The 11,802-nt window shown below is 63.2% G+C and carries 13 protein-coding genes; 7 read left to right on the forward strand and 6 right to left on the reverse strand.

Annotated elements, in window-relative coordinates:
• From IEV58_RS05450 to IEV58_RS05475, 6 genes are read right to left on the reverse strand one after another with little or no spacing between them, the layout of a single operon-like run.
• Positions 1 to 630 carry a class I SAM-dependent methyltransferase gene (locus IEV58_RS05450; RefSeq protein ID WP_188408645.1) on the reverse strand — a complete coding sequence of 210 codons (630 nt, stop codon included), beginning with the start codon at positions 628 to 630 and terminating at the stop codon, positions 1 to 3.
• Positions 627 to 1,532 carry a glycosyltransferase family protein gene (locus tag IEV58_RS05455; protein ID WP_188408646.1) on the reverse strand — a complete coding sequence of 302 codons (906 nt, stop codon included), beginning with the start codon at positions 1,530 to 1,532 and terminating at the stop codon, positions 627 to 629. Before IEV58_RS05455 ends, IEV58_RS05450 begins: the two co-directional genes overlap by 4 nt.
• Complete coding sequence (locus tag IEV58_RS05460) at positions 1,529 to 2,206, reverse strand: acylneuraminate cytidylyltransferase family protein (protein ID WP_188408647.1); 678 nt, start codon at positions 2,204 to 2,206, stop codon at positions 1,529 to 1,531. The genes IEV58_RS05455 and IEV58_RS05460 overlap by 4 nt, the downstream gene beginning before the upstream one ends.
• Complete coding sequence (locus IEV58_RS05465) at positions 2,203 to 3,240, reverse strand: N-acetylneuraminate synthase family protein (protein ID WP_188408648.1); 1,038 nt, start codon at positions 3,238 to 3,240, stop codon at positions 2,203 to 2,205. Before IEV58_RS05465 ends, IEV58_RS05460 begins: the two co-directional genes overlap by 4 nt.
• A 7-nt stretch (positions 3,241 to 3,247) precedes the next feature.
• Positions 3,248 to 3,817, reverse strand: a complete 570-nt coding sequence (locus tag IEV58_RS05470; protein ID WP_188408649.1) for a PglD-related sugar-binding protein — start codon at positions 3,815 to 3,817, stop codon at positions 3,248 to 3,250.
• Positions 3,817 to 4,959, reverse strand: coding sequence for a DegT/DnrJ/EryC1/StrS family aminotransferase (locus IEV58_RS05475; RefSeq protein ID WP_188408650.1), 1,143 nt, complete (start codon positions 4,957 to 4,959; stop codon positions 3,817 to 3,819). The genes IEV58_RS05470 and IEV58_RS05475 overlap by 1 nt, the downstream gene beginning before the upstream one ends.
• A 149-nt stretch (positions 4,960 to 5,108) precedes the next feature.
• Here IEV58_RS05475 and IEV58_RS05480 point away from each other — a divergent pair, with 149 nt between their 5' ends.
• From IEV58_RS05480 to IEV58_RS05510, 7 genes are all read left to right on the forward strand, one after another.
• A complete protein-coding gene (locus tag IEV58_RS05480) occupies positions 5,109 to 6,047 on the forward strand; it encodes an aldo/keto reductase (protein ID WP_188408651.1) in 939 nt (312 codons plus the stop codon).
• Between the two features lie 41 nt (positions 6,048 to 6,088).
• Complete coding sequence (locus IEV58_RS05485) at positions 6,089 to 7,096, forward strand: SDR family NAD(P)-dependent oxidoreductase (protein WP_188408652.1); 1,008 nt, start codon at positions 6,089 to 6,091, stop codon at positions 7,094 to 7,096.
• Between the two features lie 15 nt (positions 7,097 to 7,111).
• Positions 7,112 to 8,986, forward strand: a complete 1,875-nt coding sequence (asnB, locus tag IEV58_RS05490; protein ID WP_188408653.1) for an asparagine synthase (glutamine-hydrolyzing) — start codon at positions 7,112 to 7,114, stop codon at positions 8,984 to 8,986.
• 511 nt (positions 8,987 to 9,497) lie between these two features.
• A complete protein-coding gene (gene ppk2, locus IEV58_RS05495) occupies positions 9,498 to 10,400 on the forward strand; it encodes a polyphosphate kinase 2 (RefSeq protein WP_188408654.1) in 903 nt (300 codons plus the stop codon).
• 8 nt (positions 10,401 to 10,408) lie between these two features.
• Complete coding sequence (locus tag IEV58_RS05500) at positions 10,409 to 10,993, forward strand: hypothetical protein (RefSeq protein WP_188408655.1); 585 nt, start codon at positions 10,409 to 10,411, stop codon at positions 10,991 to 10,993.
• Positions 10,994 to 11,058: 65 nt separating this feature from the next.
• Positions 11,059 to 11,604: a superoxide dismutase family protein gene (locus IEV58_RS05505; RefSeq protein WP_188408656.1), complete on the forward strand. Its 546-nt coding sequence runs from the start codon at positions 11,059 to 11,061 to the stop codon at positions 11,602 to 11,604.
• Positions 11,601 to 11,798 carry a hypothetical protein gene (locus IEV58_RS05510; protein ID WP_188408657.1) on the forward strand — a complete coding sequence of 66 codons (198 nt, stop codon included), beginning with the start codon at positions 11,601 to 11,603 and terminating at the stop codon, positions 11,796 to 11,798. The genes IEV58_RS05505 and IEV58_RS05510 overlap by 4 nt, the downstream gene beginning before the upstream one ends.
• The last annotated feature ends 4 nt before the right edge of the window (positions 11,799 to 11,802 follow it).

Raw genomic sequence — 11,802 nt, forward strand, 5'->3', positions numbered from 1 at the left:
TCACGGCATCCGGACGATGATCAGCGCAGCTTTGTTCATTGGATTGATGTCTAACTGCCACGGCTCCACCGTATAATTCGCGCCGATACGGTCCAGAGTGTCGGGAAGGCCGCGCACGTAGCCGAATTTGTCCATGCGAGCCCGCTGCGCTTCGTCTCCCAGTTCATAGCTCGGTTCGACCATGACGAGCGCTGTCTTCGATACCCGAAGCAATTCGCGCAGGATGACCTCTTCGGCTCCGCGATTGGGCTCGATAGCATGGAATGTCACGCTCACATCCACCGATTTGTCCTGAAGTTCAATGCTGCGCAGGCTGCCGACGAACAGCGAGGCTTCGATGCCGGCGGCAATCAGGTTCTTGTTCGCCCAATCGGTACGCGATTGGGCGATGTCGAAGCCCAAGAGGCGCGGTTTTCGTTGCATCGCCTTCAGCGTCGGGATGATCGTCGACGCCTCGCCGATCCCGGCATCCAACAGCGTTTCGGGTTTGAACCCGTCAAGTACAGCAGCAAGCTTGGCGCCGACCGCCTGCTTGTGTTCCACGTGCTCGGGATTTTGGAAGAGTGCCGTGTAGGAGCCGGCCTGCCGTTCATAGCTGTCGCGGATATCCGCTTCGGGCTTCGTGTTCATGGCACCTGTCCTGTGCGCTGCGGAAGAACTTCGTCATTCATAGCAAGACGGCACCAGGCCGCCGCATCTGCATGCCAGGGGCCGGAGGCAGGGGATGGCATTCGCCGAATGAAATCGGCGAGACGATCCGGGTCCGCCGCAAGACGCTCAGCGACATTGGCGCGCTCAAGCTCACCGCGCGCGCGGTGATGATCGGCGACGATCCTCAGGCGGCGGCGCGCGCCGGCGATATCGGAAGCGCCGCCGGCGCCGAGGATGTTGCCAGCATGCTGCCGGTAGAACGCGACCACGCCATCCGCGCGGCACGCGCTGTACCCGGCATCCAGCAATGCCGCGAAGGTCCACCAGTCGGCCGCGATCACCGGGGGCATGGGCTGTTGTGTCACGCTCCTCAGGGTCCCGCGCCGCACCGCGGTGTTGGAGAAGCCGCAAACATTGGTTTCGGCGAGCGTGGCGGGGGAGATCACATCCGGCAACGCGGCGCCGAGCATGGGGGCGGCGAACCGCTGCCCGCGATCGTCGATCGGCTGGAGATCACCCACCGAAATATCCGCTCTGGAAAGCGCGGCCTCGTGCAGCGCGAGTGCCGGCGGCGTGAGCACGTCATCGGCATCGCAGAACACCACGGCATCGGCATCGCTGGCGTCCGCCGCCTTCAGCATGGCCGCGCGGACTGCACTCAGCCGCGAGGCCTCGTCGCTGCCGCCTGCCTCCGAGGGAACCAGCCTTACGGGCATGATCCCTGCGAGGGGCGCGAGAGAGGACTCGGGATCGGCCAGCCCGTCCAGCACCGCGACGAGCGCCGCCTCATGTCCCTGCGACGCGGCGCGGGCGCCATCCATGAAGGCGCGGAGATAGGGCCGCGCCGCCTCATAGACACAGGTGGCGATCACGATCTTCACGCGGCCGCCTCCCGGTGGGCCAGAAGCGCTTCAGCCATCAGGAGGTCGTCCGGCCCGTCGATGTCGATGGAGCGGCTGGCCGGCATGACATGGCCGAAGCTCCTGGAGCCGAAGTAGGTCCGGCTGCGAGCCAGGGCCTCCATATCGAGCACGTAGACCGCGCCGTTGGGGATGACGACCTCGCCATAGCCCTGGCGATTGTCGATGCTGGAGGCGAGGCCGGGCGGGGGGCTCAGCCGTCCGTCCGGGGCAAGCGCCTGCTGCCAGGCGGCGGGCTTGGCCGCGGTGACCGACAGCACGGCCTCGGCCTTCCGCTCCCGGAACAGGCGCACCGAAGCGTCCACGTCCTCAGCCCGCCGGAGCGGAGCGGTTGGAAGCAGCACGCAGAGTTCGGAGGTGCCCAGCGCCTCCGCCGCATGGAGATGGACGTCAATGGCCGAAGCGCTGTCGGTGGCAAGATGCGCCGGCCGCATGAAGGGCACCTCGACCCCCTCGACCGAGCGCGCCACGGCGGCGATCTCCTCGTCGTCCGTCGAGACCACCACGCGGCTGATCTCGCGCGCGGCCAGCGCGCAGCGCAGGCTGTGCACGATCAGCGGCAGGCCAGCCAGCGGCAGCACGTTCTTTCGGGGCAAACCTTTGGAACCGCCGCGCGCGGGAACGACGGCGATCATTGCGCGGAAAGGTCCTGCCAGGACAGAAGCTCATCGGCGGCGATGTCGCGCGTTGCCGTGCGGCCCACGATGAGGTGATCCATGTTGGGCGCGATGCCGCGGCCGGGCCGCTTGTAGTCGAGATCGTCCGCCGTCAGCCGCTCGCCCTTCTTCACGTCGCGCGCGGCGACGATGGAGCGGCGGAACTCGGCCCTGCGGGAAACCTCGGCGTCGGTCAATGTGCGCCTCGGCCTGCCGAGCGCGGCATGGACGCGATCGCGGCCCCGGCAGATGGCCTCCATTTCCGGCATGTCGGCGGAGATCTTGTGATCCCAGCCGAACATGGTCTTGTCGAGCGTGAAGTGTTTTTCCAGCACCACCGCACCGCGCGCAAAGGAGCCGATCGCGATCTCCGGCCCGAGCGTATGGTCGGAAAAGCCGACGGGATAATCGAAGGCCTCCCGCAGCATGTCCATGTTGAGGAGATTCACCGCCTCATCCGGCGGCGGATAGAGTCCTAGGCAATGCAGGATCACGATCTCCGAGGCCTTGGCCTCCTCGAGCGTGCGCACCGCGTGGTCGATTTCCTCCAGCGTGCTGAAGCCGGTGGAGACGATCACCGGCAGACCCGTGCCGGCGGCGTGCCGCAGGAGATAGTCGGACACGAGGTCCATGGAGGCGATCTTGATGAAGGGCGCACCAAAGGCGACGAGATCATCCACTTGTTCCGGCGTGAACGGCGTGCTGCAGAAGTCGATGCCGATTTCCTTGCAGAAGCCCGCGAGCTCGCTCATCGCCTCGCGATGGACCTTGAACTCCGCCATGATCTCCTTGAGAGTATAATCCTTGCGCTCGCGGTAGTCGTCGCCGAGGAATTTGTTCTCCTCGTAGACTACCTTGGCGAACAGGCCCTCATCCCAGCTCTGGAACTTAGCGGCGTCGCAGCCGATCTCCTTGGCCGCCAGAATCATCTTCCGCGCCAGGTCGAGGTCCCCATTGTGATTGGCCCCGATCTCGGCAATCACATAGGGACGCATTCCATGGGAAAACATCATTTTCCTCTCATGAGGTGCGCGGTGCCAGGCTTGCCGCGCGTACAAAACCATGTGCCCTGACCGCCTGTTGAGGTAGAACAACAGCCCCGGCACCAATCATCGCGTAGGCGCCAACGTAACCGCCGCCGAGAACGATTGCCCCGGGAGCGATATGCGCTCCAGCTTCGATGACGGAATCATGCTCGACGATGGCGCCGCTGTTTATGATCGTGAAGCGGCCGATGTGTGCTTCGGCATTGATGATCGCACCTGGCATGATGTGGGCGCCGTCTTCTACGGTCGCGCTCGGCGAAACCATGGCTCGGGGATGAATGATCGCCGGCATTTCGCGACCCTGCGCCAGCTTCTCGAAAAATGTGACCCGCTTGAGCAGCCCGTCAGGCGTTACGCCGCCGAGGCCAAGCACGAATGGAAGGTCGGCGACAGACTGAAGATCACTGTCCTTCTCGATCCATTCCGCGTCCAGCCAATCCGCCTTCTGCGGATCGCAGTAGACGGCCACAGTGTGTCCAGCTTCTCTGAGCCCGTCAGTCACAACCTTGGCATGGCCACCCGCGCCGACCAGGCAGACGCGCATCACGCCGCTTTTTCTCGGGTGATTGGAGCGCCCTGCCAAAGGGCAATCGCGTTCAGAACCCGGCTCTGCTGCTCGTCCGTCAGTGAGGAGGAGCAGGGCAGCGACACCACAACGCCGGAAAGCGAGTGCGAAAGGCCGCTCAGATAGGTCCTGCATCCAGCCCACGGCGCCTGGGCCGACAGGGAACGCCAGAATATCCGGCTCTCGATGCCTTCCTGAGCCAGCGTCGAAACCAGCGCATGGGCACCCGCTTCGTCCGCGACCCGGACATTGTAAAGCCAGCAGGAGCTCTCCGAATGGTCGGGCCGCGGCATGGCGGCCATATCGGTGCGGTCCCGCAAGGCCTCGTCATAGCGCCCGGCGATGGCACGTTTGCTCGCCACCATTTCGGACAGCCGTTCCATTTGAGCAAGGCCAACGGCCGCGTTCAGATTGGTCATGCGATAATTATAGCCGACCGCATCATGAATGTAGTCCGTACCGGGGCGCGCCTGGGTGGAGCGGTGGCGCACACGGCGGGCGACCTCCTCATCATCCGTCAGCACCATGCCACCGCCGCCGGCGGTCACTGTCTTGTTTCCGTTGAACGAAAAGGTTGAAACGGACCCGAAGGATCCACAGGGGCGCCCCTTGTAGGAGGCGCCGATTGCACCCGCAGCATCCTCGATAAGCGGCACGCCTGCAGTGGCACAGATGGCGGCGAGAGCGTCCATATCCGCCGCATGGCCCACGGGATCGACGGCAATGACAGCCTTGATCGTCGCGTCATCGGACAAGGCCTGCCGCACCAGATCCGGCGATAGCGCCCAATCGGTTGGGTTGACGTCCACGAACACGGGGATGGCGCCTGCATGAGCCACCGCATTGGCTGTCGCCGCGAAGGTCCAGTCCGGCACGATCACCTTGTCACCGGGCAAAATCCCCACGCTGAGAAGCGCCAGGTGGATGGCGGCGGTGCCATTGACGGTGGCCACGGCGAAGCGCCGGCCGGTAAGCTGCGCCAGAGACTGCTCGAGTGCCAGAACTTCAGGTCCGGCCGACGACACCCAGTTGTCCTCGATGCACCGTGTCAGAAGTTCCAGTTCCCGGCCGCGAAGGTCGGGGACGGAAAGCGGAATGCGCGTTGGGTGATGGGATGTCATAGAGGAGGGGGTGCGCAATAGCTACCGCACAGCGGGTGAAATCCAGCCATCCCACTGCGCGACACGTCTTCAGGAAAGTGGCGTACACCCGGTTTGTTTGGCTGGTCAAGATGCATGTTCATGCTATGAACATGCCACTCGAAACAGGGATGCTTTTCTCGATCATGATGCTCTCCGCGCCTGAAAGCGAGCCGAGGCGTGCGGCTCTCGCGTTGGGCACTGTCCAGCTTGGGCTGCCTTATGGAGTCGCCAACAGCGATGGCATGCCTGATGAAGCGGGCGCTTTTCAGGTCCTCGATGCCGCTTACGCCGCAGGTATCACCGCGTTCGACACTGCAAGAGTCTATGGTGAAGCTGAAGCGCGCATCGGTAGCTGGTTGAGAAGCCGCCCGGGAGCGTCTCCTGTCATCATCACCAAGCTTCCTGCCGTGCAGGCGGGATCGGACGACGAGCGCCGCGGCTCTATCCGCGACAATCTCAACCTGTCGCGGCGCATGCTTGGTGTGGGGCGGCTCCAAATGGTTATGGCGCATCGTGGCACCGATCTGCTTGACCCTCTGGTCTCCGACGAACTCCAAGCCGCCGTGGACAGAGGTGAGATTACAGCTATCGGCGGCTCGTTCTATACGGCGGAAGAGGCTTTGCAGGTCATGGCTGTGCGAGATCTCGCAGGACTGCAGCTGCCGCTCAGCGCGGTCGACACCCGCGCGGTCAACTCTGGAGTTCTGACAGCGGCTTCCGAAAGGGGAACGGAGGTCTTCGCCCGCTCGGTGTTCCTGCAGGGTGCGCTGCTGATGCCGCCGGATCGATTGCCGCCTCATCTCGCGCCATTGGCTGCAGTGATCCGCGAGCTGGACGGCTTGGCCCTGCGATGGCAGATCCCGATCGCTCATCTTCTTCTGCTGTTCCTGCGTGAGCTGCAAGGTGTGTCATACATCGTGGTGGGCGTGGAACGAGGCGATCAGTTGGCCTCCCATTTAGAGGCTATGACACGCCCTCCGCTCAGCGCGGAACAGCGACAGCGCCTCAATGAACTTGGCGAGGACCTGCCGAGATCGGTGCTTGATCCATCGCAATGGCCCCGTTAGAGGCCTTCACATCGGCCGTCGAGCCAAGGAGAGGATGACGCGTGCGCTACCAGGGAAAGAAGATTGTCGTGACGGGTGCCGACGGCTTCATCGGTTCTCACGTCACGGCGCAGCTGGTTGCCGCCGGTGCGCAGGTGACCGCTCTTGCCCTCTACAACTCCTTCGACAGCAATGGCTGGCTGGACGACTTGCCAGCGGATGTGCGTGATGGTGTCAACATCGTACGCGGAGACGTCCGTGATGCGGGCTTCGTCATGCGGTTGCTCAAGGGGCAGGAGATCTGCCTGCACCTCGCGGCTTTGATCGCCATCCCCTATTCCTATGAAGCGCCAGAATCCTACGTGGCTACAAACGTGACGGGTACGCTCAATGTGCTTGAGGCCGCCCGCGCCCATGGGCTGGCGCGTGTGGTGCATACCTCGACAAGCGAGGTCTATGGATCGGCACGCACAACGCCAATGGATGAAAGCCATCCGCTGCAGGGCCAGTCACCATATTCGGCATCCAAGATCGGCGCCGATATGATGGCGGAGGCTTTCGCTCGTTCCTTCGACCTGCCGGTGGTGACGCTTCGCCCGTTCAACACCTTCGGTCCGCGCCAGAGCGAACGTGCGGTAATATCATCGCTGATCCGTCAGGTTGTCGATCCCGCGTGCGACGTGATCCGGGTGGGCGACCTGTCGCCGAAGCGCGATTTCACCTTCGTCAGCGACACAGCCGCGGCCTTTCTTGCGTTGGCGGCAGCGGATGATCTGGCCTATGGCGAGGCCTACAACGGCGGCACCGGACGGTTCGTCTCCATTCAGGAAACGCTTGATGCCATCATCGCCATCACGGGATCGAACAAGCCGGTCGAGATCGAGGCAAGCCGCAGGCGGCCGGGCAGTTCTGAGGTCTGGGAGCTTCTGGCAGACAACCGCAAGATCCTGCGGGCGGCCGGATGGGCGCCACAGGTGTCGTTGGAGGAAGGTCTTGCGCAAACCGTGGCGTGGTGGAAAGAGCGCATCACCTCCGGGCAGACCCGCCGCGATATCGGCTATATGAGATAGGCCGGAGGGAAAGCCATGTGTGGGATTGCTGGCGTCGTTGATCCCGCGGGACTCGATGGCGACACCCTGGCACCGCGCCTTGACGCCGCGCTGCAACGACTTTCCCATCGCGGCCCCGACGGCAGCGGCACCTGGTCGGATGCGCGCTGCATGCTTGGTCATCGCCGGCTGTCCATCGTCGATCTGTCCGAGGCCGGCCGCCAGCCCATGCTGCGAGGCGGTCTGGCCGTCAGCTTCAATGGCATGATCTACAATTATCGCGACCTCAGGCAGCAGCTTGAGGAGCGCGGCGAGCGATTTTCCTCCGACACCGACACGGAGGTCATCCTCGCGGGCTGGTGCCAGTACGGGCCCGATCTCCTGTTGCGGCTCGACGGCATGTTCGCCTTCGCGATCTGGGATGCCGGGGAACGGCAGCTGTGGCTGGCGCGTGACCGCTTCGGCAAGAAGCCCTTGCTTTGGAGCAAAACTCCCGATGGTGTGGTCTTTGCTTCGGATCTTCGTGCCCTGCAGCAATTGATGGGCACGCGCGGAGAGATCGATCCTGAAGCTCTCTCCGCCTATCTGTCGCTGAAATATGTTCCCGAGCCCCTCTCCATCCTCAAGGGCGTCGCCAAGGTTGCGCCAGGTCATGTCGTGCGCATCGACCGCGACGGAGCCGTGAGCCGCCGCTGGTATCAGGCAAAGCCTGATGACATCGCCGCGCGGCTCGCGCCACAGGACCGCGCGCCCTATATCCGCCACCTCGTGGAGGAGGCGGTACAGGCACGTATGGTGGCGGATGTGCCGCTTGGCGCCTTTTTGTCCGGCGGCATTGATTCCGCCGTCGTGGCCGCAGCGGCGGGACCTGGTGTGCGCACCTTCACCGTCGGCTTCGAAGGTGTGGCGGCCTATTATGAGGAGCGCCCTCAGGCGCGGGAGACGGCGCGGCACCTCGGCACCGAGCATGTGGAGATCGCCGTCGACGCTGCCGAGGCCATCGGGGCCATCGATCGCGTGTTCGACGGACTCGATGAGCCCTTTGGCGACAGCTCTGCTGTGCCGGCCTACATCGTGTCGCGGGAGATCCGGAGGCATGCAACCGTGGCGCTCTCGGGCGATGGTGGCGACGAGGTCTTCGGCGGCTATCGCCGCCATCAGGGAGAACTCTACGCCGGGCGCTGGAGCGCCCTGCCGCTGGGCCTGCGCCGCGGGGCCAAAGGGCTGATCGACCTGATGCCGGAGAGCAAGGACAGCTGGCTCAGCGAACGTCTGCGTCGTCTGCGCCGCTTTGCCGCCGCGGCCTCCTTTTCCGATGCCCAGCGGCAGGCGCAGTGGATCCGGGCCCTTGATGAGGCGGAGGTCGCCGGACTGGCGGGATCTCCGGCTTACGATGTGGCCGACCTCGTCGCGCGCTGGCAGAGGGAGTCGGGCGCCGCGAGCAGCATAGACAAGACCCTTTATGCCGACCTCAATATCGTGCTGCCGGGGGATATGCTGCCTAAGGTGGATCGCATGGGCATGGCCAATGCCTTGGAGGTGCGTTCGCCCCTTCTGGACCACCGGCTGGTTGAAGCAGCGCTTGCCTTTCCGCCTGAGGCCAAGGTGGCGCCAGGACGTGGCAAGGCGGTGCTGCGGGACGCATTCGCCGATCGGTTGCCGGCCGGTGTTTTGGCACGCCCGAAGAAGGGCTTTGAAATTCCGGTGGCGCAATGGCTGCTGGGGCCACTGCGCGAGATGGCGGAAGAAGCCGTCACGCCCTCCGCTCTTGCCTTCATGGGGCTGGAGGAAAGCGATCTTGGCCGGCAATGGCTATCCGACCTTCAGGCCAAGCGCCGGGATACCGCCGAGCGTGTCTGGGTGTTGCTGTCCCTATGGCAATGGATGCACCGCCAGCAACAGCCGCTCTGAACTCGGCTGTTTCGGCGTTGATGGCAACTATCGAGGCTGCCTGGTCTCTTCGTCGCCTGGCTTTGCCCCCGACAGCCAGAATGGCCTTCAAAGACGTCCCGTCCTGCCTCCAGGCGTTAATGTCGCCGCCTCCGGTCGTGCCACATTGGGACGCTGAAGGTTACTGGCTCGTTTTCTTCTTCCTCAAAAAGCAATCTTTAACCCTAACGCGAAAGTGATTAGTTTCTTTAGAAACAATGATTTTTGAGGGATACCAATGGGTTAGGTGCCATGATACTTTTGTCTTATGTCTGCAGTCTAAAAAACAGGGTTGCGTTTAAAAGAAGAATATTAGAACACTTGTGAACCATACAGGGATTTGGGTTCCTGTTGGACCTCGGCGGTGCGGACGCATATTCCGATGCCCCCACGGAGCGGAAGCACCGCCGATCTCTCCTCCCATCTAGACCGCTATACAGGTGACCGCCGCCCGTCCTCGGGATAGAGTGCTGCCATGATCTCAGGCAGACCCATGGCTCAGAAGTCAGACAGCATTCAGGACAGCGTCCACGATACCTCCGGCATCGAAGTGGTTGTCGACGGCGCCGCCGTTGACCTCGATGCCCAGCCCCTCCCAAAAGCCATCGAAAAACGGGCCTTTCGCAGCGGAGGCTTTCCCTATCCGGCCATGAAGCGAAAGCCCTATGAGAAAGAGCTGCGCCGGCTGCAGATTGATCTGCTGAAGCTGCAGGCGCAGCTGCACAGCAGCGGCCGCCGTCTTGTCGTCGTGTTCGAAGGACGGGATTCAGCGGGCAAGGGAGGAACGATCAGCCGATTCACCCAACATCTGAACCCGCGCTCGGCACGTGTGGTCGCGCTCCCAAAACCCAGCGACGTGGAGCGGGGGCAATGGTATTTCCAGCGCTATGTCAGCCATCTCCCGACAAGCGGCGAGATCGTTCTGTTCGATCGCTCCTGGTACAACCGCGCGGTAGTCGAGCCGGTGATGGGCTTCTGCAAGCCTGCGGATACAAGGCGCTTTTTTCATGAAGCTCCCCGCTTTGAAGCGATGTTGATCGAATCCGGGATCATCCTGATCAAGTTTTGGCTCACGGTCGGCCGGGAGATGCAATTGACACGGCTCCACGCGCGCCGCCACGACCCGTTGAAGCAATGGAAGCTGTCCCCCATCGACTACGCCGGCCTTCCCAAATGGGAGGCCTACACCGAGGCCGCGGAGGCCATGTTTGACGCGACCCACACTGCGGAGGCGCCTTGGACCGTCGTGCGCGCCAACGATAAGCGACGCCTGCGCATCGCATGCCTGCGGCACGTCCTCACGGTAGCGGGTCAGGCGCCTTTCGACGGCAAGGCGCCGGATCCAAAGATCGCCTTTGATGCCGCAGCCTATCGCGCGGCAGGCCACACCCCGTGAGGCAATCAATGATCCGCATGATGCTCGGCGCTGTCGCAACGTTCCTGATGGTCGTTCACGCCTCGGGGCAGCAGCGTCCACCTTATCCTCCCCGTACGCCGTTTCATGCCGCCGTCACTCTGCCTCAGGGCATGACGGGTGAGTTTCACTATCAGGACGGCAAGATGCGGGTGGATTCCAACGGCCCCGCAGGCATGACCACGGCCTATATCAACATGCTCGCCGGAACCGCCATTCTGGTGATCGACATGCAGGGCATGAAAATGGCCCTCGACGTCGACCTGCATGAGATCGGGCTGCCCGACATCAACAGCGTCGGTGCCGAGCATATCGGTCCGGACACGTCCTTGATTGGTGAGGCCTGTGAAAGGTGGCGGTTCATCGATCCCAAGACGCAACGGCCGGGTGTTGCCTGCATGACCGCGGACGGCATTCCACTGTGGGCAGGCGGAGAGGGAGAAGGGCCGGCCATGCAGGTCACTGCCTTGCAGAGAGGACCTCAGAACGCGGCCGACCTCGATCCGCCCCCGGGCCTTCCGACGATCAAGGCCTCGGGGCTCGGTGATCTTCCCATTCCTGGGTTTGGTCGTTGACGCCGGAACTGGCCGGCCGGCAAGCGGGTTGAGCCTAGAGGCGGATTTACCGACAGGAGACAGAGATGCGGCGCTTTCTTGCCACGACCGGTTTCATCATGATGGCGACTGCGGCCTGGGGGCAGACGCCCGCACCGGATTCGGCCGTCACGACGGGCAAGGCGAGCGCCGAATTCATCAACCTGGATGGCAAAAGCATTGGCCAGGCGGAACTGATGGAAACCAAAGGTGGGGTCGTCATCCAGATGTCGGTTTCCGGAATACCGGAGGGCGAGCATGCCTTTCATATCCATCAGACCGGCAACTGCGACACCGCGAGCAAGTTTGAGTCAGCCGGCGCCCATTTCACGCCGGGCGATCAGACGCACGGATATGAATCGTCCCGCGGTCCTCATGCCGGAGACATGCTCAATCAATTCGTAGGCGCGGACGGCGAGCTTCAGGCGCATATCATCAATGCCAATGTCACGCTTCTCGACGGCGCTTCATCGCTGTTCGACGCAGATGGATCCGCCCTGGTGCTCCATGCCGATCCCGATGATTACAGCAGCCAGCCATCAGGAGCCGCGGGTGATCGGATCGCCTGCGCTGTCATCAAGAAAGCGGAGTGAAGATCATGGTCTCTCCCGCGCAGACTGATCAGGCCGGAACGGCGAAGGATCTGCTCGAACAGGCGCTGGCGCATTTGTCACCCGGCACGCATCAGCAGGCCCGCGACCTGATTGGCCAGGCGATCAGCGCATTGAGCGGGCATCGTGACGAGGGACTGCTGCCCAAGGACCTGAGCTCTTCCAACGATGGTTGAAACC

This window comes from Agaricicola taiwanensis (assembly GCF_014635245.1).
Taxonomy (GTDB): domain Bacteria; phylum Pseudomonadota; class Alphaproteobacteria; order Rhizobiales; family Methylopilaceae; genus Agaricicola; species Agaricicola taiwanensis.

What these genes read in the sequence shown, in the direction of transcription:
- IEV58_RS05465 (WP_188408648.1), bottom strand. Translation starts at nt 3,240, where the DNA reads ATGATGTTTTCCCATGGAATGCGTCCCTATGTGATTGCCGAGATCGGG.
- IEV58_RS05470 (WP_188408649.1), bottom strand. Translation starts at nt 3,817, where the DNA reads ATGCGCGTCTGCCTGGTCGGCGCGGGTGGCCATGCCAAGGTTGTGACT.
- asnB (WP_188408653.1), top strand. Translation starts at nt 7,112, where the DNA reads ATGTGTGGGATTGCTGGCGTCGTTGATCCCGCGGGACTCGATGGCGAC.
- IEV58_RS05480 (WP_188408651.1), top strand. Translation starts at nt 5,109, where the DNA reads ATGCTTTTCTCGATCATGATGCTCTCCGCGCCTGAAAGCGAGCCGAGG.
- IEV58_RS05460 (WP_188408647.1), bottom strand. Translation starts at nt 2,206, where the DNA reads ATGATCGCCGTCGTTCCCGCGCGCGGCGGTTCCAAAGGTTTGCCCCGA.
- ppk2 (WP_188408654.1), top strand. Translation starts at nt 9,498, where the DNA reads ATGGCTCAGAAGTCAGACAGCATTCAGGACAGCGTCCACGATACCTCC.
- IEV58_RS05500 (WP_188408655.1), top strand. Translation starts at nt 10,409, where the DNA reads ATGATCCGCATGATGCTCGGCGCTGTCGCAACGTTCCTGATGGTCGTT.
- IEV58_RS05475 (WP_188408650.1), bottom strand. Translation starts at nt 4,959, where the DNA reads ATGACATCCCATCACCCAACGCGCATTCCGCTTTCCGTCCCCGACCTT.
- IEV58_RS05505 (WP_188408656.1), top strand. Translation starts at nt 11,059, where the DNA reads ATGCGGCGCTTTCTTGCCACGACCGGTTTCATCATGATGGCGACTGCG.
- IEV58_RS05450 (WP_188408645.1), bottom strand. Translation starts at nt 630, where the DNA reads ATGAACACGAAGCCCGAAGCGGATATCCGCGACAGCTATGAACGGCAG.